The sequence below is a fragment of the Streptomyces sp. NPDC031554 genome, assembly GCF_055580685.1.
In genome coordinates, this window is sequence record NZ_JBVIKX010000010.1 from 56482 (window position 1) to 75169 (window position 18688).

Here is an 18688-nt window from a genome sequence, read left to right on the forward strand (position 1 = left end):
GGACTTTCATGCGCCTTAAGGAAAAGTTTCGTGCCGCTCTTACCGCTTCGGCGGCGGAAGGCGGTCGACTCCCGTTCCTGATGAACGACATGGTGATCGAGGAACAGCTTTGCCAAATGCGTTGTTCCTACTGCCTCACCGAGGAGTACAACCTCCTCATGAACGTGCCCGACGCACGGCTGCGGCTCACCACCGACCGCCGGCAGGACTGGCACGAGATACTGGACATGTACCACGAGCACGTGGACGCGCCCATTCTCCGGCTCTCCGGCGGTGAGTTCTTCTGGCTGAAGGGCTCCACCGAGTTCGTCCAGGAGGCGAGCCGCCGCTACGAGACCGTCCAGGTGATCACCAACGGCGTGTTCCTCAACGAGCGGCGCATCGAGGCCCTCGCCGCGATGGGCAACGTCCAGCTGAACATCTCCCTGGACGGGCACACGCTGGAGCTGAACCGGCACCGGCTGCCCCCGAAGCAGGCGAAGCTGCACGACGTCATCATGCGCGCTCTGCACGCGGCGGCCGAAGCCGGGCTGCGCATCGACATCCAGTCGGTGCTCACCGACGCCAACTACGCGGGCCAGCTGGAGTTCGCCCGGTACCTGCGCGACGAGGTGGCGGGCAGCACCACCCTGTACTTCTTCCCCGTGCGCGGCGACACCGCCGAGCGCATGGGACCGCCGCCCGGAAAGCACCTGATGCCGCTGGTGGAGCGCTACGACGAGTTCGCGGACGTGCTGCCGCCGCGCGCCTACGTCGAGCACATGGCCGAGCAGCTCCAGACGAACGTGCGCACCCTGGGCTGTTTCGTCACGGCGACGATGGCCCAGCTCTTCGGCCAGGGCGACGTCTCCGCGTGCCCGCACGCCTGGGTCAAGCCGATGGGCAACCTGGCGCAGGACCGGAAGCTGCTGCTCGACCAGTACGGCTCGCACCAGCACTACGACCTGTTCATGCACGACCGGCCGCGGTTCGGCTTCTGCAAGACCTGCGCCACGCCGTCGGACGTCATCAACCTCTTCTTCCTGGACCGGATCACGGAGGAGGAGATCGGCGCGACGCACCTGTACTCGGGGGAGCGTTCACGCGCCCGGCTGAGGGAGCTGAAGGAGACGTTCCGGCCGGTCGTCTCCCCCGCTCCCGCAACCGGGCAGGACGTCGCTCAGAGCGTCAGCTCCTGATCGCACTCGGCGGCGGCGTACAGCGCCGTGATGAGCTCCTGCACCTCCAGGGCCTGGGCCGGGGCGACCGTGAGGCCGCGGGCCCGGCCCGCCACCGTGTCGAGGAAGCCGCGGATCGCCGCCAGCTCGGGCCGGCGGTCCGCGGCCGTGACCGTGCCCGCGGCGCTGCGCACCTCGCCGCGCCTCAGATCCAGCACGGCGCTCTCGCCGCCGGCGCCGGTGGCCTCCAGGGTGAGGCCCATGACCCGGCTGCGGCGGTCGATGCGCAGCTCGGCGTGACCGGCCGGGAACTCCAGACCGGCGACCACCCGCTCCTCCACGCCGGCGGCGTCCACCCGGCAGGAGACCGGGCGGGGCCGGCCGAAGACGGTGACCAGCAGGTCCAGGGCGTGCGCGCCGAGGTCGACCAGCGCCCCGCCGCCGGCCCGCGCCGCGTCGCCGTACCAGTTCGTCACCGGCCGCCACAGCCGCTGGCCGGCCGTGGTGAAGGTCAGGGTGATCTCGCAGGGCCCCTCGGGCAGCGCCTTGTGGAACGCCGGCAGCAACTCGTGGAAGCGGTAGGGCAGGTTGACCGCGAGCCGGTCGGCGCCCGCCGCCCCGGCCAGCCGGCGCGCCTCGGACAGGTCGGCGGCCAGCGGCTTCTCGCACAGCACGTGCGCTCCGGCCGCGAGTGCCGCCAGGACGGGCTCGGTGTGCGCGTCGTTGGGGGTGCACACCGCCACCACGTCCGGCCTGCCGACCGTGAGGAACTCCTCCAGTCCGGTGGTGACCAGGACGCCGTCGGCCGCCTCGCCGAGCACCGAGCGCGCGCTGTCGACGTCGGTGTCGCAGACGGCCACGAGGGTGTAGTCCTCGTGGCCGGTGACGACGGGGAGGTGGTAGCGCTGGAAGACGCGGCCGCAGCCGACCACTCCGTATCGCAGGGTCATCGGCCCGCTCCCGCCGCGAGGAGGGCCTCGGCACCGCACACGCGCTCCACGCGCTCGCCGAAGTCCTGGAAGGACTCGCCGAGGTGCTCGGCGTCGTACTCGGCCACCAGGTCCCTGAGGTCGGCGGTGAGCCTCGTGACGAGGTCCGGCGGGTCGGTCTCGGCGAGGACGAGTCCGTGGTTCATGAAGGCGAGGAACAGCTCCGGCAGCCCGTTGCGCCAGGCCCGCAGCCGGCTGAGGAAGGCGCGCGGGTTGTGCTCCGTGCCCCGCAGCCGGCGGGCGCCCAGGGCGATCTTCTGGGCGATGAAGGGCAGGACGTTCTCCTTGCGGTCGCTGATCTCCTCGCCGACCTCGCTCCAGGCGCTCCACAGGGCCTCGACGCGCGGGTCCGGCACCCGGTAGTCGCGGCGGGCCGTGCGCAGGATCTCGTAGGCGTCGCCCTCCAGGCCCTCGATGTCGGCGAGCGGGAGCGGTTCCTCGATCTTGTCGTACATCTCCGTGCCGCGCAGCGCGATCGCGCGGTTGATCAGGAAGAACGGGTTGTCGGCCTCGTGGATCCGCGCCGCCACGATGAACTCGAGGTTCTCCCAGAGCTCGTCGATGGTGGTCTTCGGCTCGATCATGATCCAGCCCGGGTCCAGGCCCAGGCCCTTGCGTTTGAACATGCGGGCCGCGTCCAGGTTGTAGGCCACCGTGGTGCCCTTCTTGAAGCGCCGCAGCATGCCGGGGGACCCGGACTCGATGCCCAGCAGCGCGGACGACAGTCCCGCCCGGTGCAGCAGGTCGAGGGCCTCGTGGTCGATCAGTCCGGAGTCGACCCGGAACTCGCAGTGGAACTGGAACTTCAGGCCGCGGCGGAGGACCGTCTCGGCGAACTCGACCGCGTGCGCGAAGCCGTCGCCGAAGGCCCCGCCGAAGTTGTCGTCGTTGAACCAGATGAAACGGGTGCCGAACTCCCGCTGCAGGTACTCGATCTCGTCGACGACGTCACCGGGCGGCCGCATCCGCCAGAAGCCGTCGACCACTCCGGGCTGGCGGGGCGCGTAGCAGAAGGTGCACTTGGCGTGGCAGCCACGGCTGGTGAACGTGGAGGCCACCGGCGTCGCGATGCCCGCCGCCTTGTGGTACTGCAGCACGTCGCGGGCCGGCCAGACGAGGTGGGCGAGGTCGGGCAGCACCGGCATGCCGCTGCTGCGCACCCGGTCGCCGTCGCGGTAGAACAGCCCGGGCGTCTCCCGCCAGTCCGTCCCCGCGGTCAGCCGGTCCATGATGCCGACGACCGTCAGCTCGCCCTCGCCGAAGGTGACGCAGTCGGCCTCGGGCACCTGCTCGGCGATGAGTTTCGCGTTGTAGGTGCAGAAGGCCCCGCCGATGGCGATGAAGACGTCGGGGTCGGCGGTCCGCGCGCACCGGATGAGCCGGATGGCATCGATGATGTGCAGGTCGTACATGATGCTGATGCCGACGAAGCGGGGGCGCTCCCGGCGGATGAGGTCGATGATGGCCTCGTCGCTGGGCGTACGGCCGTGCAGATTCAGCGACGTGACGGAGTGTCCGGCATTGCGCAGGTAGCCGGTGATGCACGCCAGACCCAGGTTCTCCCGGACCTTTTCGTAGAAAATACGCAACGCCGGGTCGAGTTGGACGTATTCCTCGTCGGTGACGGTCACGTTCTGGTTGTTCAGGCTGAGTGCTCCCGTGGCTATCTCACGTGGAGTCAACAGCACGACGTCCGACATCTGACCCTAACCCTTCCCCGTGGTCTGTGAAGCAGTCGATGCGAATAGAGGAGTTACCGCCACGCCCGGAGCATCGCCGAGGTGTCGTGTCCCGCGAGTGTCACTTCAGCCGTTCCCGTCACCGAGACCGACGCGGAATGCGTCGCGCCGACCACCGTATCCGCCATACGCACTTCATGGTCGGTGTCCATCTGTTCGGGCCAGCTCAGCACGGCCGGGGGCAGTTCGGGATCCGAGACCTCCAGCCGTCGCAGCGGAACGCGCAGGCCGACGCCGATCGCCTTCAGCACGGACTCCTTGCGCGTCCAGTAGCGCAGGAAGGCCGCGGACCTCTCGGCGGGCGGGCGGGCGCGCAGGGCGGCCAGTTCCCGGTCGGCCAGGACACGGGGGGCGACCTTCTCCACGTCCGTGCCCCTGCCGTCCTCGACGTCGAGTCCGACGTCCGCGCCGTGGCAGACGGCGAGCCCGATCACCTCACCGCTGTGCGAGACGGAGAAGCGGACGCCCGCGTGGGCGTCACCGGCCGGGACGTCGAGCGTGACCTTGCCGTGCGGTCCGCCGCAGCGCGGGCACACACGGCGCAGGGGCACGTCGGCGGGCGGCAGACCGAGCAGTTCGCCGAGCACCACCCGGCTGACCGCGCAACCGGCCAGGAAACGGCGCCGGTTGTCGTGATCGGCCGTGGCCGCGTAACGGCCGCGCTCCACGGGGTCGAGCAGTTCCACCAGAGCCGGGTGCGCGTCGGCCAGGCGTGCCCACCACACGTGGACGGGGCGGGGCGGACGGTCCCGCGCCGTCACGCGGTGGCCTTCAGCCGCACTTCCCCGACGAGCCGGAACCCCATGTGCGGCACCTTGAGGATCTGGGCGCCCGAGCCGACCTCCCGGAACCGGGCCCTCAACGCCTCGATCACGTCCCTCGGGTCCTCGCCGGTCAGCCGCAGCAGGTCGGGCCGGGAGACGATGACGGCCCGGCGTTCGGCGAGCGCGCGCAGGGCTCCGGCCTCGGCCCCGGTCAACCGCACGGACGCGGACGGCGTGGTGAGGACGCCGGACTCGTCCAGGTCGAGGACCTGGGCGGACGCGGGGGCGGCGACGTCCCGCAGGTAGGTCAGGAACGACACGAGGCGCTCCACGCCGAGCGGCGCGGCCATGACGAAGCCGGCGCCCGAACGGACCGCCGCCAGCGTGCCCCTGGCGGACGGTGCCGGCTGCACGAGGACGGCGTACGCGCCGTCCCGGGTGATCTCGCGCACCTCGAGCGGGGCCGAGCCGTCCGCCTCGGCGGCCACGAAGGCGACGAGGAGGTCGTCCCTGACGTGCTCGGCCGTTCCCCGCGGGTCCTGCGCCTCGGGCTCCTTCAACGGCAGTCCGGTGCGCTCGCAGGCCTCCCGCAGGCGGGCGGCTTCCGGCGCGGCAAGTCCCCGGGTGAGTACGTACATACTGTTCGAGCCTCTCGTCACGTGCCGACCGCAGAGTGGATCACAGACCTGTCGCGTGCTCCTGCTGCCTTTCTCCTTCCCATAGTTCCATGATCGGCCCTTGGTCTACACTCCTGCGCATGCCAGAGCGTCCCTCCCCCGCTCCCCTGACCAGGCGCACGACCGGCCCACTCACGGGGGAAGACCGTCCGATCCGGCTGCCGCACGCCGAGTTCGACGGTGACGAGGTGCGGTTCCTGGGCGAGCCGGTCGACCCGGCGGTCTTCCCCGAGTCGGCCGCGAAGCTGTGGTTCGCGTGCGACGGTACCCGGCCGTACCGCTCCTGGCCTTCCCCCGAGCGGGAGTTGATCGCCGACTGGCACGCGGCGGGCCTGGTGGTCGCCGTTCCGTCACCCCGCACGCGACCGTCACGTGCCCTGACCGTCCTCTCCCCTCACCCGGACGACGCGGAACTGGCCCTGGGCGCGCTGCTCGCCCGGTTCGGCGGCCGGGTGGTGGACGTGTTCTCGCAGGAGACCTGGACGCGCCGCCCCTACTACCGGAGCCGTCCCGAGCTGGCCTCGCGTCTGCTGCTGGAGGAGGAGCGGGTGGCGTGCGGGGTGCTCGGCGTGGAACTGACCGTGCTCGGGCAGGTGGACGCCGCCGACCGGGCCGCCTGGCAGGAGGGGTACTTCCTCGAGCCGCACGCCGTGGACACGGCCCGCGCGACGGAGCCGGAGCTGTTCGAGCGCATCCTGACCGAACTGGCCGCCGAGGTGGCGGGCGGTCAGCCGGTGCTCGTGCCGCTGGCCGTGGGCGGGCACGTCGACCACGTCCTCACCCGGCAGGCCGCGCTGGAGCTGATCGCGCGCAAGACGCTGGAGCCCGAACGGGTCGCGTTCTACGAGGACATGCCGTACTCGCTGTTCGCGGACGCCGCGGCCGAGGCCGGCCGGCTCGGCGTCGGCCCGGGAGCGGCCGCGCCGGCCCCGCTGCTGGTCCCGGCGTCGGAGGCGGCCGTGCGCACCAAGCAGGAGGCGCTGTGGCCCTACCGGCTCCAGGTGCTGGAGGCGGTCTCGAAACGGATCGTCCGCCACGGCCGGCGGCTGGGCACGCCCGGGTGGGCGGAACGCCTCTGGGTGCTGCCGGAGTCCGCCGGGGCGTTCGGGGAGCTGGCGTCCACGGCGGCGGCGGAAGCCGCCGCGGCCGGGTGAGGCGTCGCGGCATGCGACTGCACACACGGCAGTGGGGCACCGGTGACCGGGTCGCCGTCCTCGTCCACGGTCTCATGGCCGACCACCGCACCTGGCAGGAGCTGGTCCCGGTCCTCACCGGGCGCGGGTACCGCGTCCTCGCCGTCGACCTGCGCGGGCACGGGAACAGCGGCCGGGGGGCGTACGCGCCGCACCTCTTCGCCCAGGACCTGCTGGAGACGCTGCCCCACGGTCCCGAGCTGGCGCTGGGCCATTCGCTCGGGGCACTGGCCCTGGCGCTCGCGGTGCCGGAACTGGAGCCGGAGCGTGTCGTCTACTCGGAGCCGGCCTGGCGGCTGGGGGGCCCGGACGGCACCCTCGATCCGGCCGTCTTCGCGCTCTTCAAACGCGCGCCCCAGATGCTGATCAGGAGTCTGCGCCCGCAGTGGGGGGAGAGCCGGGTCGCGGCCGAACTGGCGGCCCTGGAGGCCTGGGACGAGAGGTCGGCGCTCGCCCTCTCCGCGTACCGTGCCGCCGATCACACTCCGGAGAGGCCGTTGGCGCGTTCCCTCGTCCAGGCCGCGGAGCCGAGCACGCTGGTGAGCGCCGGGATGCGGGCGGAGCTGACCCGGCGCGGGTTCGAGGTGCGGACCGTGCCGGACGCCACGCACGCGATCCACCGGGACGACTTCGACGCGTTCCTCGGGTCGCTCTCGGGGTGGCTGTGAGCGGTGCGGGTCAGTGCACCGCGCGCAGCATGCGCGTCACGTTGATCCTCGTGGGCGAGAGGGCCGACTCGACGCTCTGCATCATCCGTTCGCCGTTCAGGCGGCCGTAGGCGAGCAGGTCGATGTTGGCCAGGCTGTATTCCGGCCAGGTGTGGATGCTCAGGTGCGAGGCGGAGAGCAGGAGGATGGCGGTGACGGCGCCGTTGGGGAAGACGTGCGAGGACTCGCCGAGCACCGTGGCGTTCCCCTTCTCCGCGGCGGTGCGCAGGACCTGGAGGATGCGCTGTTCGTCGGTCAGGATGCTGTGGTCGCTCACCCAGACGTCGACTGCGTACGAGCACAGGTCGTCGACGTTGATGTCCTCGGTGGCAGAAGTGCTGGAGTCGGTCATGGGGAACCGGGGGGTCGCTGGTCGCTCGCCCCCGTCTCCTTTCAGGTAGGTGGGTGCCGGTCCGCGCGGCCGGAGCGGCAGGTCGGCGGGGCCGGTCCGCTGACTCCCGGCGCGGCGCAGCGTAACATCCGGGGTGCCCCGGGGCTCGCGGACACCCTCCGTCAAGAGGACGGCGGGCGACCACGTCGGAACGGCCGGAAACCGCGGCCGGCGAGGAACAGTGAAGGAGCGGAGCTCTTGGAGCGGCAGGGCGTATCGAACCCCGAATTCCAGGCACTCGACTGCATTTCGGCGACCTTCGGCATCACGGCGGCCTGGCTCGGCCACGATCCGAGCGTTCTGGGAGAGCACTGGGGGTACCACCGCAGGGCGGACGGCGTCGACGCCGAATGGCCCGTGGAACGGCTCGGGATCCACCGCCGGACACCCGAGGAGATCCTGCACGAGTGGCACGGCCTGGTCGCCGACCATGTCCGGCACGACGGTCCGGTACGGGCCGAGGAGTACATCCGGGCCCAACTGCTGGACGGGAACCCGGTGATCGCCTGGGTGGACACCTTCCACGTCCCCCACAGCTCCTTCCACCGGCAGCAGCACCACTCGCACCGGATCGTGATCCACCCCGGGGACGGTGAAGTCGGCCAGGAGAGCGGTTCGTTGCGGATCGTCGACCGCTATCAGGGCTCCCTCTTCGACGGCTTCATGGACAGCGACGTCCTGTTCACCGCCATGTCGTCGGACGCGCTCGGAGAAGCACGCAGGGGCGACCCCGACTGGCGCAACCGCACCGTGGTGCTCAGAGCCGGCGGGCCGGACCCCGGACAGCGCCAGGAGGCGTCGACGGCTCGGGCGCGCCAGGAGCGGTTCCGCTCCGCCGTCGCCCGGAGCACGAACTCCCGCGCCGGCACGGACCTGGTGCTCGCGTGCGCCGACGAACTGCGCACCGTCCCGGACGCCTTCACCTCGCTCAGCCCTGTGGGAATGATCGAGGTCAGCGCCTGGTTCGGTGAACTGGCCAGCCAGCGCGCCCTGAACGCGCGCTTCCTGCGGGCCGCCGCCGACAGCTGCGCGCTGCCGTCCCTGCACGATCGGGCCGCCGACGCGGAGGCTCTCGCCAGGCGTTGGGAAATGACCCGGAACTACTTCTTCCTGCGCTTCCGGAAGGGAACCGCCGCGGTGCGGCGCATCGCGGACCTCATCACCGAGACGGCGGCCCTCGAGAAGGAATGGAACGCGAAGGTACGGGACTCCCTCGCTCCCTCCGGCGCGCGGTCCGCGGACCGCGCGCGCGGGGAACGGCCCGCGGTGCCCTGAGCGGCATCCCGCCCCGCGGCGCCCCGTCGGCACGGCAGGAGCGGGGGCGCCGGTCCTCAGGCCGGGGAGGGCGAAGGCGCCCGCGGGCTGGCATGATCCTCACGGGAGCGCAGCCGTCGCCCGCAGGCCCGTCATCGAGGAGCAGCCCGTGAACGACCTTTCCTACAGCGACTTCGAGGCCGCACTCCGGCAGTCACTGCCGTTCCTCGACGAGGGGACCCCCGTCGACGCGCACGCGAGCCTGACGGAACTGGGCCTCGATTCGCTGACCTTGCTCAGTCTGGTGGCGGAGCTCGAGGACAGGTTCTCGGTGGAACTGCCGGACGAGATGCTGGTCATGGAGACCTTCGCGACGCCGTCCACCTTGTGGAACAGCCTGGTGGAGCTGCCCCGCGCATGAAGGTCCGCGCCGGATCGCCGGGGCGGAGCCACGGTCGGCGGTCGGCGGTCGGCGGAGAATTCCGCGGGAGCCCGCGGAGGCCGAGCCCGGGCGGGAGGAGCGGCACGCCCCGGGTGGCAAAGGGCCGACGCCCGTCCGGACCCGTGCGAGGTCCGGACGGCCGTCGGCCGGTCGCCGGCGTCCCGTCGGGCGCGTCCCGGCACAGGGCGCTCCGTCAGTGGCCGGCCGCCGTCGCCTGGCGCGCGGCCGGGGGCGCGTCGTGCCGGCCGTCGGTGCCGAGCGCCTGCAGGATCTCCTCCACGCTCTGTCTGGCGTCGCCGAAGAGCATGCCGCTGTTCTCGCGGAAGAAGAGGGGGTTCTGCACGCCCGCGTAGCCGGAGGCCATGGAGCGTTTGAAGACGATGACCTGCTCGGCCTCCCAGACCCGCAGCACCGGCATGCCCGCGATCGGGCTGGCCGGGTCCTCGGTGGCGGAGGGGTTGACGGTGTCGTTGGCGCCGATGACCAGGACGACCGAGGTGTCGGTGAAGTCGTCGTTGATCTCGTCCATCTCCAGGACGATGTCGTAGGGCACCTTCGCCTCGGCGAGCAGCACGTTCATGTGACCGGGCAGGCGTCCGGCGACGGGGTGGACGCCGAAGCGGACCTCGACGCCCCGCTCGCGCAGCCGCTTCGTCAGCTCCGCGACCGGGTGCTGGGCCTGCGCGACGGCCATGCCGTATCCGGGCGTGATGATCACCGAGCGGGCCTGCGCCAGCAGCCCGGCCGCCTCCGCGGCCCGCATCTCGCGGTGCTCGCCGTGGTCCTCCTCGCCTCCCGAGGGCGCCTCGATGCCGAAGCCGCCCGCGATGACGGAGAGGAACGACCGGTTCATCGCCTTGCACATGATGTACGACAGGTAGGCGCCGGAGGACCCCACCAGCGCGCCCGTGACGATGAGCAGGTTGTTGTCGAGCAGGAAACCCGCCGCGGCCGCCGCCCAGCCCGAGTAGCTGTTCAGCATGGAGACGACGACCGGCATGTCGCCGCCGCCGATCGAGGCGACCAGGTGCCAGCCGAGCACCAGCGCCAGCACGGTCACCGCGATCATCAGGGGCAGGTTCGGGCTGATCGTGAACCAGACGGTCAGCCCGGCGAACGCCACGAGCGCGCCGATGTTCAGCGCGTTCTTGCCCGGCAGCATCAAAGGGCTGGACCTGATGCGCGCCGAGAGCTTGAGGAAGGCGACGATCGAGCCGGTGAACGTGACCGCGCCGATGAAGACCCCGATGAGCACCTCGGCGTGGTGGATGCCCAGCAGGTCGGCGCCGACCCTGGTCTGCGCCGCGCCGTGGGACTCCACCTCCAGGTAGCTGTTCCAGCCCACCAGCACCGCGGCGAGGCCGACGAAGCTGTGCAGGACGGCGATCAGTTCGGGCATCTGCGTCATCTCGACGCGGCGGGCCCGCCACAGGCCGGCCGCCGCGCCGAGCGCCGTCGCCAGCACGATCAGCGCGACCGCTCCGGCGGTGATGCTCTGCGCCGCCACGACCACGGTGGCGACCAGGGCGAGGGCCATGCCGGCGATGCCGTAGACGACGCCCGCGCGGGAGGTGCGGTGCTGGGAGAGGCCGGCCAGGCTGAGGATGAACAGCAGGGCGGCGACCAGGTCGGCGGCGTGTGAGGCCGTCAGGGATGTCATCTCGGCTCAGCCTTTCGAGAACATGGAGAGCATGCGGCGGGTGACGGCGAACCCTCCGAAGATGTTGACGCTCGTCAGCAGGATCGCCACGAAGGACAGCGTGGTGACGATCCGGCCCTCGTGCCCGATCTGCAGCAGGGCGCCGATGACGACGATCCCGGAGATCGCGTTGGTCACCGACATCAGCGGGGTGTGCAGCGCGTGGTGCACCTTGCCGATGACGTAGTGGCCGATGACCACCGCCAGTGCGAACACGGTGAAGTTCTCGGCGAGTTGTGCGGGGGCGAAGGCCACCAGCAGGAACATCGCGAGCATCCCGAGCCCGATCAGGCCGAAGCGCCACGCGGGCGTCGGCGTCGACCGCTTCGGTCCGGGCGCCGGGGGTGCGGCCGCGGGCTGCGCGGCGGGCGCGGCCGAGACCGCGACGGGCGGCGGCGGCCAGGTGACGTCGCCGGCGCGCACCACGGTCACCGCCCGCTGCACGACGTCGTCGAAGTCGACGACCAGCTGCCCGTCCTTGCCGGGGGTGAGCAGCTTCATCAGGTTCGCCAGGTTGGTGCCGAACATCTGCGAGGCCTGGGCCGGGAGGCGGGAGGCCAGGTCGGTGTAGCCGATGATGGTGACGCCGTTGTCGGTCACCACCGTCCGCCCCGGCACGGTGCCCTCGACGTTGCCGCCCATCGCCGCCGCCATGTCGACGATGACGCTGCCGGGCTTCATCACGGCCACGTCGCCGGCCGTCAGCAGGCGCGGTGCCGGCCGGCCGGGGATCAGGGCGGTGGTGATCACGATGTCCACGTCCGCTGCCTGCTCGCGGTAGAGCTCGGCGGCGGCGCGGTCGTAGTCGGCGGAGGTGGCCTTGGCGTAGCCGTCGGTGCTCGCCTCCTGGGCGGCTCGCACCGGCAGGTACTCACCGCCCAGCGACTTCACCTGGTCGGTGACCTCCGGCCGCGGGTCGGTGGCGCGCACGATCGCGCCGAGGCTGGAGGCGGCGCCGATCGCCGCGAGTCCGGCCACGCCGGCGCCGGCCACCAGCACCTTCGCCGGGGGCACCTTGCCCGCCGCGGTGACCTGGCCGGTGAAGAACCGGCCGAAGGCGTGCGCGGCCTCGACGACCGCGCGGTAACCGGCGATGTTGGCCATCGAGGACAGGACGTCCATCGACTGGGCCCGCGAGATGCGCGGCACCGCGTCCAGCGCCAGGGCGGTCACCCCGGCGTCGGCGAGCGCGCGGAGCAGCTCGGGGTTCTGCGCCGGGGCCAGCAGGGCGACCACGGTGGCCCCTCTGCGCAACCGGCGGACCTCCGTGTCGGAGGGGGCGTTCACCTTGAGGACGACGTCCGCGTCCCAGGCCTCGCCGATGCCCGCGCCGGCGTCGGCGTACGCCTGGTCGCCGAAGCCGGAGGCCTCACCGGCCCCGGACTCGACGACGACCTCGTAGCCGAGCCCCAGCAGCGTGCGCACCGTTGCCGGGGTCGCCGCGATCCGTGTCTCCCCGGGGACGGACTCGGCCACTACGCCGACGCGCCGGGGAGGATGCTGTGAGCGTTCTTGAGCAGACATGTCCTGTATCTCTCGTCAGAAGAGGGTGTGGAGGGGAAATCTGCGCTCGGGGCGGTGGAAACGTCCTCCCCCGTGATCGCGGAACCTACCCGTCGGACGGGGAGGGGCCAACGTGAACGGACGGTGACGTGCTTCACCTTGCGCGAACGGCCCGGAACGGTCGGCAACGGCGCGGAACGGCCGGCCCGCGCGGGACCCGGCCGGCGGGCTTCGAGCCGTCGGGGCCTCTCCCCCGGCACCTCGGGACCTCTCCCCGGGCACCGGGGCGGCGCCCCGGACGAGGAGGACGAACCGCGCCGTCGTCCGGGGCGCCCGCCGCGTTCCGCGAGGCAGCCGTCGCATAGGGTTCGGGCACGGCGCACAGCCCTGGTCCGGGCCCCTTCGGCCCCCTCGCGGACGAGGGGACGAGCCGTGCCCGCCTCCTCCGCCCGACCCTTCAGGAGCGACTCGATGAAGCGAAGGACCCGCCCGGCACTGGCCCTGGTGCTGGCGCTGGGCGGGCTGCTGTCAGGATGCGGTTCCGCTCCGGACGAGCGCCCCTCGACGGCCCGGGAAGAGCCCTTCTGGCAGGCCGAGTTCGACGGAGCGGCGGGTACCCGTCCGTCGGAGCGGTCGTGGAACACCGAGATCGGGAACCGGGACGCCGAGGGGTGGGGCAACAACGAACTGCAGTACTACACGGACGACGCGGCCAACTCCGCGCTCGACGGCTCGGGGCACCTCTCGATCTCGGCGCGGCCGGCCCCCGCGGGGTCCGGACTTCCCTGCTACACACAGGAGTTCTGTACCTGGACGTCGGCCCGCCTGACGACGGAGAAAAAGGTCGCGCTCACCCACGGACGTGCGGAGATCCGCGCGAAGCTGCCCACCGGGACGGGGCTGCTGCCGGCGATCTGGATGCTGGGCGACAACGGCGTCGAATGGCCCGGCCAGGGTGAGATCGACATCTGCGAGGTGGTCGGCGGGGAACCGCGGACGGTGTACGGCACCGCGCACGGGCCGACCTACTTCAATGAGGACGGGATCGGCGGCTCCACCGCCCTTCCGGCCGACGCCTCGCAGGCGTTCCACACGTACGCCGTCGACAAGCAGCCCCGCCGCATCACCTGGTCCGTCGACGGAGAGCCGTACTTCACCCTGACCCCGTCGGAACTGCCCACGCCGGACGACTGGGTCTTCGAACAGGACATGCACCTGCTGCTCAACGTCGCCGTGGGCGGCGACTGGCCCGGCCCGCCCGGCCCTTCGACGCCGTCCCCCGCGACGATGACGGTCGACTACGTGCGCTTCTACGGGACGGGCCGGGCGTGACCGCCCCGCGGCGCGCCGCACCTCGCCCGGTGACCGCCGCTACGCGCCGCTGCCCGACCGCGTGCTCTGCCACCGTGTGAGGAGTCGCCGGGTGGAGGCCGCGGTCGGGTCGGCGGGGCCGAGGGCCCGTTCCATGGCGGCGACGATCGCGGTCATGTCGTCGACGGCCGCGCCGTTGTCGGGGCTCGTGCGGTCGTAGCGCAGGATGGTGAGGGAACTGCGGGCGATCAGGACGAGGTTGTGGTCGGCGCCGAGATGCTCGGTGCCGGTGGCGATGACGTCCTCGTACGCCGCTTCGGCCTCGTCGGCGCGGCCGTCCTGACCGAGCCACTCGGCGAGGCAGTGGCGGGCGGCCAGGGTGTCGGGGTGACCGGGGCCGAGGACCGGTGTGATGTCGTCGATGAGCTTGCGCATCTCGGTGAGGCGGCCGGGCAGGTCGCCCGCCTCACCGCGCACCTGCAGGCCCAGCAGCCGGGTCGACAGGGTGTCGGGGTGGTCCGGTCCCAGCACACGGGTCAGGTCCGGGAGGACGGACCGCAGGCGGGGCAGTGCGAGATCGGCCCGGCCCCGTGGCAGGCACACCACCGCCGACAGGACGCGGGCGCGCAGCACGGCCGGATCGTCGCCGCCCAGACGCAACTGCGCCAGGGCCACCGGGAACGGGACCTCACGGTGCGCCAGTCCGGCGAGCACCGTGAAGGCGCACAGCGCCACGAGCAGGTGCAGCCACAGCATCCCGCCGATCGGCACGACGAGGGCGCCCGCACCCGCGAGGACCAGTCCCCCCACGGGCCAACGCCATGGTTTCGATATTCGCCGCATCCGAGCATGATGACGCCCCACCCGCACCGGAAGGAAGGCTTCCGATCACTCGTCCGTCCCGGGGGAAAGGCCCCGGTGTCCTACTCGGACACCAGCCGCAAAGCAGCGGCGTGATCACGTACTCGCCGCCGTGGCCGGGCGGTCGAGGCCCGTGCGCGGCCGAGGCGGACGTGCCCGACCGGTTCGGTGCCGGCGTTCACCGGCCGGGGCGGCTCGGCCCCACCGGCCCCGGCTTGCGTACGGCCGGGGTCGGCACGTCGAGCGCCTTGGCGAGCTGGGGCACAGGGCGGAAGCGGGCGGTGCGGTACTGGACGGCCACCTTGCCCTTGCCGGTCCAGCACGGGAGCCCGCGGGGGCGGCGCGGGTTGGCATCGGGCAGTCGTACGATTCCACGCGCTTGTGGTCGTCGTTCACGACCACTGACCGTTTCATGAGGGTGTTTCAGGCATCCAGCCGTTTGCGACGACTCGTGAAAGCGGTCCTCCTCCCTCTGCGGCGCGGGTCAGCGCTGCGATCCGGATTCCGCCGCGGACGACCTCTCCGGTGCCATGCCCTCCGTGACGCTCAGCTCCTGGATCCCCACGACAGACAGCAGTTCCAGCTGCTCGGCTCCCGGGCTTCCGGGCGGGGCGGTGAACCACAGCAGGCGTTGCCGTCCGTCCTCGCTGAGGAGGTTGTAGCAGTCGAGTTCGATGACGCCGAGCATGGGGTGGACGATCCTCTTGTGGTCCATGCGGCGCACCGCGACGTCGTGGGTGTCCCAGAGAGCTGCGAACTCCTGGCTGCGGCGGCGCAGCGCGGCGACCATCTTGGTGACCTCCGCGTCCCGGCCGCGCCGGGCGGCCGCTGCTTGGAGGTCGGCCACGAAGACCCGGGAGTGGTGCGGGTGGTCCTCGGGCGGGTAGATCTCGCGTGCCCGCGGGTCGGTGAACCAGCGGTACACGAAGCTCGCCGCCGGGCCGCGGTGCGCCGGGGACTTGCCCAGCAGGGCCAGGGCCAGGTCGTTTTCCACCAGGGTTTCGTGCAGGTCGGTGATGACGCGCGCGGGGGTGCTGGACAGCCGGTCCAGGAGTCCGAGAAGCGCGGGCTGCACGTGTGCCGACGACCCGCGTACCGACGGGGGGACCGGCCGTTCGGCCAGGTGGAACAGGTGGTCGCGCTCATCGCCGTTCAGGCGCAGGGCTCGGGCGAGGGCGGCCAGGGTCTGGGCCGAGGGCTGCACGCCGTTCTTTGCGCTGCCGCGTTCCAACTCGGTGTAGTAGTCGGCCGACAACCCTGCCAGCTGCGCGACTTCCTCGCGGCGCAGGCCGGGGACGCGCCGGCGCGGGCCTTGGGGCAGGCCGACCTCGGCGGGGCGGATGCGGTCGCGACGTGTCCTGAGGAAGGCACCGAGTTCTGGAAGGTTCACCCCTCCATGGTCGCTCGTCGGCCAGAGCACAGCCAGGGGGTGGCGTCCCCTGGGTGGACACAGCCCTGGTTGGGGACGGGGGACCGGCGGATCGTGGAGGACGCAGCAGGGCGACGGCAAGGCCGCGGCCCGCCCCCCCTCCACCACAGGAGTCAGCTATGCCCATCCCCCCTTCCCCCGACGGGACCGCTTCCTCGGCCCGGCCCTCCGCCTCCCCCCGTGTCGCGATCGTCACCGGCGGCTCGCGCGGCATCGGCCGCCGGACCGTCGGCCGGCTGGCCGCCGACGGGTACGCCGTCGTGGTCGGCTATGCCGGTAACCGGGACGAGGCCGAAGCCGCCGCGAAGGAGGTCGTCGCCGACGGCGGCCGGGCGATCGCAGTACGTGCGGACGTCGCCGACGAACACGCGGTCGCGGCCTTGTTCGACGTGGCCGAAGGAGAGTTCGGCGGCGTCGACGTCGTCGTGCACGCGGCCGGGCGGATACACCTGGCTCCGATCGCCGAGCTGGACCTGGCCGTGCTGGACGACCTGCACCGCACCAACGTCCGCGGCACGTTCGTCGTCGTCCAGCAGGCCGCCCGTCGTGTGCGCCCCGGCGGCGCGATCGTGACGTTCTCCACGTCCGTGGTGGGGCTGGCCTTCCCGGGCTACGGCGCGTACGCCGCCGGCAAGGGCGCGGTCGAGGCGCTGACGCTGATCCTGGCCCGGGAGCTGCGGGGCCGGGACGTCACCGCCAACACCGTCGCGCCCGGCCCCACGGCCACCGCGCTGTTCCTGGACGGCAAGGACGAGGAGACCATCGCCCGCCTGGCCGCCCAGCCCCCGCTGGAGCGCCTCGGTACCCCGGCCGACATCGGCGAGGTCGTCGCCTTCCTGGCCTCCCCGGCCGGCCACTGGATCAACGGACAGGTCATCCGCGCCAACGGCGGAATCGTCTGAACCGCCCGCGGCCACCCCCACCGATCGACGAAAGGCCCTGCCATCAGGAACGACGAAACAGGGAAGGTCGTCCTCGTCACCGGGGCCTCCAGCGGCATCGGGGCACTGTCCGTGCGTGCGCTGGCCCTCGCCGGGCACACCGTGTACGCGGGCATCCGCCAGATCGCGACCCGCAACGCGGCCGCAGCGGCCGACCTGACGCGCTACAGCACCGACCACCAGGTCGACGTGCACGCCGTCGAACTGGACGTCACCTCCCAGGACTCCGCCGACGCCGCAGTCGACCGGATCCTCGCCGAGCACGGCCGGCTGGCCGTGGTCGTGCACAACGCCGGGCACATGGTCCTGGGCGCCGCCGAGGCGTTCACCGCCGAGCAGTTCGCGGAGCTGTACGACGTGAATGTCCTGGGCGCCCAGCGCGTCAACCGCGCCGCCCTGCCGAAGTTGCGTGAGCAGGGCTCAGGGCTGCTGGTGTGGATCGGCAGTTCCAGCACCCGCGGCGGCTGCCCCCGTTCCTGGCCCCGTACTTCGCCGCCAAGGCCGCGATGGACTCCCTGGCCGTCAGCTACGCCGCCGAGGTGCTCCCGTTCGGCATCGACAGCGCGATCGTAGTGCCCGGCGCGTTCACCACCGGCACCAACCACTTCGCCAACGCAGGCGCCCCCGCCGACATCACCCGTGCGGAAGCCTACGACCAGCGGCACCGGTCCCTCATGGGCGATCTGGGCAAGCGCCCGGCCGCGCTCATCCCTTCGGACGCCGACGTGACCGAAGTCGCTGAAGCCGTCGCGCGACTGGTCGCGATGAGGCATGGCACTCGACCTCTGCGCACTCACATAGACCCCGGCCGAGACGGCAGCGAAATCGTCTCCGCGGTCGCCGACCGCCTCCGCGCCGACTTCTTCCGCCGCATCGGACTGGACAGCCTGCTCACCGCGGGCAGCTCCCTGTAACACCCATTGAGAGAAGGAACAACCAGCCATGCCTTTCGCGAACTTCAAGGTCCCCGAGAAGACCCTCACCCCGAAGCAGAAGGAGGAGATCGTCACCCGCACCACCGAGCTGTACGTCGAGATCTACGGCGAGCGCGCCCGCAACAACACCATGGTGTTGGTCGAAGAGGTCGCCGACGGCGGCTGGGGCATCTCCGGCAACGTGCTGACCCTCGCCATGCTCGGCGAGGCGACACCGACCGACACCAGCGGCGTCTGACCGCACCGGCCGCCATCCGGCCAGGACAGCGGCTTTGAAACCGAGGGCCCCCGGGCCGAACGTCCGCCGACACGGTCTCGTTCGCCCGGGGGTCGGCGGGATCGCCCTTCATCGCTTCCCCGTATTCTCGACGGCCTCGAGCCCGCCGTGGATCTCGCGGCGCCGGCGTGTACTTCCCGAAGTCGGTGGCCGGGACCTCCACCGGATCGGCGACGTACTCCACCGCGACCGGCGGGACCTCTTCCAGCACATCGGGGAACCGGCCTTCCCGTTCGAAGGACTTCGGCAACAGGCTGAAGCCGAACCGGGTCGCTCCGCTCTCGTCCGCCACCAGGTCCCAGTCGCCGTCCACCAGCGTCCGGTTCGCCAACGGCTCCTCCGGCGACCGCTCTTGCCGCACCCGCCTCTTCGGCCTCGATCAGTCGATCAGACCAATGATGGCGTCAAGGGGTGGGGAA

The 18688-nt window shown here is 71.8% G+C and carries 18 protein-coding genes and 1 pseudogene; 9 read left to right on the forward strand and 10 right to left on the reverse strand.

Going from position 1 to position 18688, the window contains the following annotated elements:
* The first annotated feature begins 80 nt into the window (after positions 1–80).
* The gene (locus ACZ5FU_RS24600) at positions 81–1178 is read left to right on the forward strand and encodes a radical SAM protein (protein ID WP_451525781.1); all 1098 of its coding nucleotides are present in this window, start codon (positions 81–83) and stop codon (positions 1176–1178) included.
* Here ACZ5FU_RS24600 and ACZ5FU_RS24605 read toward each other — a convergent pair.
* The 4 genes from ACZ5FU_RS24605 to ACZ5FU_RS24620 are packed head-to-tail and all read right to left on the reverse strand — an operon-like array spanning position 1160 to position 5287.
* The gene (locus ACZ5FU_RS24605; RefSeq protein WP_468642107.1) at positions 1160–2107 is read right to left on the reverse strand and encodes a Gfo/Idh/MocA family protein; all 948 of its coding nucleotides are present in this window, start codon (positions 2105–2107) and stop codon (positions 1160–1162) included. The two genes, ACZ5FU_RS24600 and ACZ5FU_RS24605, sit on opposite strands and share 19 nt — an antisense overlap.
* Positions 2104–3846 carry a B12-binding domain-containing radical SAM protein gene (locus tag ACZ5FU_RS24610; RefSeq protein WP_451525779.1) on the reverse strand — a complete coding sequence of 581 codons (1743 nt, stop codon included), beginning with the start codon at positions 3844–3846 and terminating at the stop codon, positions 2104–2106. Before ACZ5FU_RS24610 ends, ACZ5FU_RS24605 begins: the two co-directional genes overlap by 4 nt.
* A gap of 53 nt (positions 3847–3899) precedes the next feature.
* A complete protein-coding gene (locus tag ACZ5FU_RS24615) occupies positions 3900–4646 on the reverse strand; it encodes a 4'-phosphopantetheinyl transferase family protein (protein WP_451525778.1) in 747 nt (248 codons plus the stop codon).
* The gene (locus ACZ5FU_RS24620; RefSeq protein ID WP_451525777.1) at positions 4643–5287 is read right to left on the reverse strand and encodes a hypothetical protein; all 645 of its coding nucleotides are present in this window, start codon (positions 5285–5287) and stop codon (positions 4643–4645) included. Before ACZ5FU_RS24620 ends, ACZ5FU_RS24615 begins: the two co-directional genes overlap by 4 nt.
* Before the next feature lie 119 nt (positions 5288–5406).
* Here ACZ5FU_RS24620 and ACZ5FU_RS24625 point away from each other — a divergent pair, with 119 nt between their 5' ends.
* Positions 5407–6480, forward strand: a complete 1074-nt coding sequence (locus ACZ5FU_RS24625; protein WP_451525776.1) for a PIG-L family deacetylase — start codon at positions 5407–5409, stop codon at positions 6478–6480.
* Positions 6481–6491: 11 nt separating this feature from the next.
* Positions 6492–7187, forward strand: a complete 696-nt coding sequence (locus ACZ5FU_RS24630) for an alpha/beta hydrolase (protein WP_451525775.1) — start codon at positions 6492–6494, stop codon at positions 7185–7187.
* A gap of 10 nt (positions 7188–7197) precedes the next feature.
* Here the strand turns inward: ACZ5FU_RS24630 and speD are convergent, their stop codons facing one another.
* Positions 7198–7578 carry an adenosylmethionine decarboxylase gene (gene speD / locus ACZ5FU_RS24635; protein WP_451525774.1) on the reverse strand — a complete coding sequence of 127 codons (381 nt, stop codon included), beginning with the start codon at positions 7576–7578 and terminating at the stop codon, positions 7198–7200.
* 237 nt (positions 7579–7815) lie between these two features.
* Between speD and ACZ5FU_RS24640 the strand changes: the two genes are divergently transcribed.
* On the forward strand, positions 7816–8892 hold the full coding sequence (locus ACZ5FU_RS24640; RefSeq protein ID WP_468835075.1) for a cysteine peptidase family C39 domain-containing protein: 1077 nt from the start codon (positions 7816–7818) through the stop codon (positions 8890–8892).
* A gap of 148 nt (positions 8893–9040) precedes the next feature.
* Positions 9041–9292 (forward strand): acyl carrier protein, encoded by a 252-nt coding sequence (locus tag ACZ5FU_RS24645; protein WP_468642099.1) that lies wholly within the window; start codon positions 9041–9043, stop codon positions 9290–9292.
* A 214-nt stretch (positions 9293–9506) separates the two neighbouring features.
* Here ACZ5FU_RS24645 and pntB read toward each other — a convergent pair whose 3' ends face one another.
* Both pntB and ACZ5FU_RS24655 read right to left on the reverse strand, forming a co-directional pair.
* Positions 9507–10973, reverse strand: a complete 1467-nt coding sequence (gene pntB / locus ACZ5FU_RS24650; protein ID WP_451525771.1) for a Re/Si-specific NAD(P)(+) transhydrogenase subunit beta — start codon at positions 10971–10973, stop codon at positions 9507–9509.
* Positions 10974–10979: 6 nt separating this feature from the next.
* Positions 10980–12536, reverse strand: coding sequence for a Re/Si-specific NAD(P)(+) transhydrogenase subunit alpha (locus tag ACZ5FU_RS24655; RefSeq protein WP_451779341.1), 1557 nt, complete (start codon positions 12534–12536; stop codon positions 10980–10982).
* A 450-nt stretch (positions 12537–12986) separates the two neighbouring features.
* Between ACZ5FU_RS24655 and ACZ5FU_RS24660 the strand changes: the two genes are divergently transcribed.
* A complete protein-coding gene (locus ACZ5FU_RS24660; protein ID WP_469046629.1) occupies positions 12987–13847 on the forward strand; it encodes a glycoside hydrolase family 16 protein in 861 nt (286 codons plus the stop codon).
* Between the two features lie 39 nt (positions 13848–13886).
* Here ACZ5FU_RS24660 and ACZ5FU_RS24665 read toward each other — a convergent pair whose 3' ends face one another.
* The 3 genes from ACZ5FU_RS24665 to ACZ5FU_RS24675 form a co-directional block, all read right to left on the reverse strand.
* On the reverse strand, positions 13887–14636 hold the full coding sequence (locus ACZ5FU_RS24665) for a tetratricopeptide repeat protein (protein WP_469046631.1): 750 nt from the start codon (positions 14634–14636) through the stop codon (positions 13887–13889).
* A 229-nt stretch (positions 14637–14865) separates the two neighbouring features.
* The gene (locus tag ACZ5FU_RS24670; protein ID WP_468835080.1) at positions 14866–14988 is read right to left on the reverse strand and encodes a hypothetical protein; all 123 of its coding nucleotides are present in this window, start codon (positions 14986–14988) and stop codon (positions 14866–14868) included.
* Between the two features lie 183 nt (positions 14989–15171).
* Entirely contained in the window at positions 15172–16077 is a 906-nt protein-coding gene (locus tag ACZ5FU_RS24675) for an MmyB family transcriptional regulator (protein WP_469046633.1), read from the reverse strand.
* A 158-nt stretch (positions 16078–16235) separates the two neighbouring features.
* Here ACZ5FU_RS24675 and ACZ5FU_RS24680 point away from each other — a divergent pair, with 158 nt between their 5' ends.
* From ACZ5FU_RS24680 to ACZ5FU_RS24690, 3 genes and pseudogenes are all read left to right on the forward strand, one after another.
* The gene (locus tag ACZ5FU_RS24680; protein WP_469046635.1) at positions 16236–17018 is read left to right on the forward strand and encodes an SDR family oxidoreductase; all 783 of its coding nucleotides are present in this window, start codon (positions 16236–16238) and stop codon (positions 17016–17018) included.
* Positions 17019–17060: 42 nt separating this feature from the next.
* Positions 17061–17971: pseudogene (locus ACZ5FU_RS24685) on the forward strand (SDR family oxidoreductase).
* A gap of 28 nt (positions 17972–17999) precedes the next feature.
* Entirely contained in the window at positions 18000–18230 is a 231-nt protein-coding gene (locus ACZ5FU_RS24690; protein WP_468835092.1) for a tautomerase family protein, read from the forward strand.
* Positions 18231–18688 lie beyond the last annotated feature (458 nt).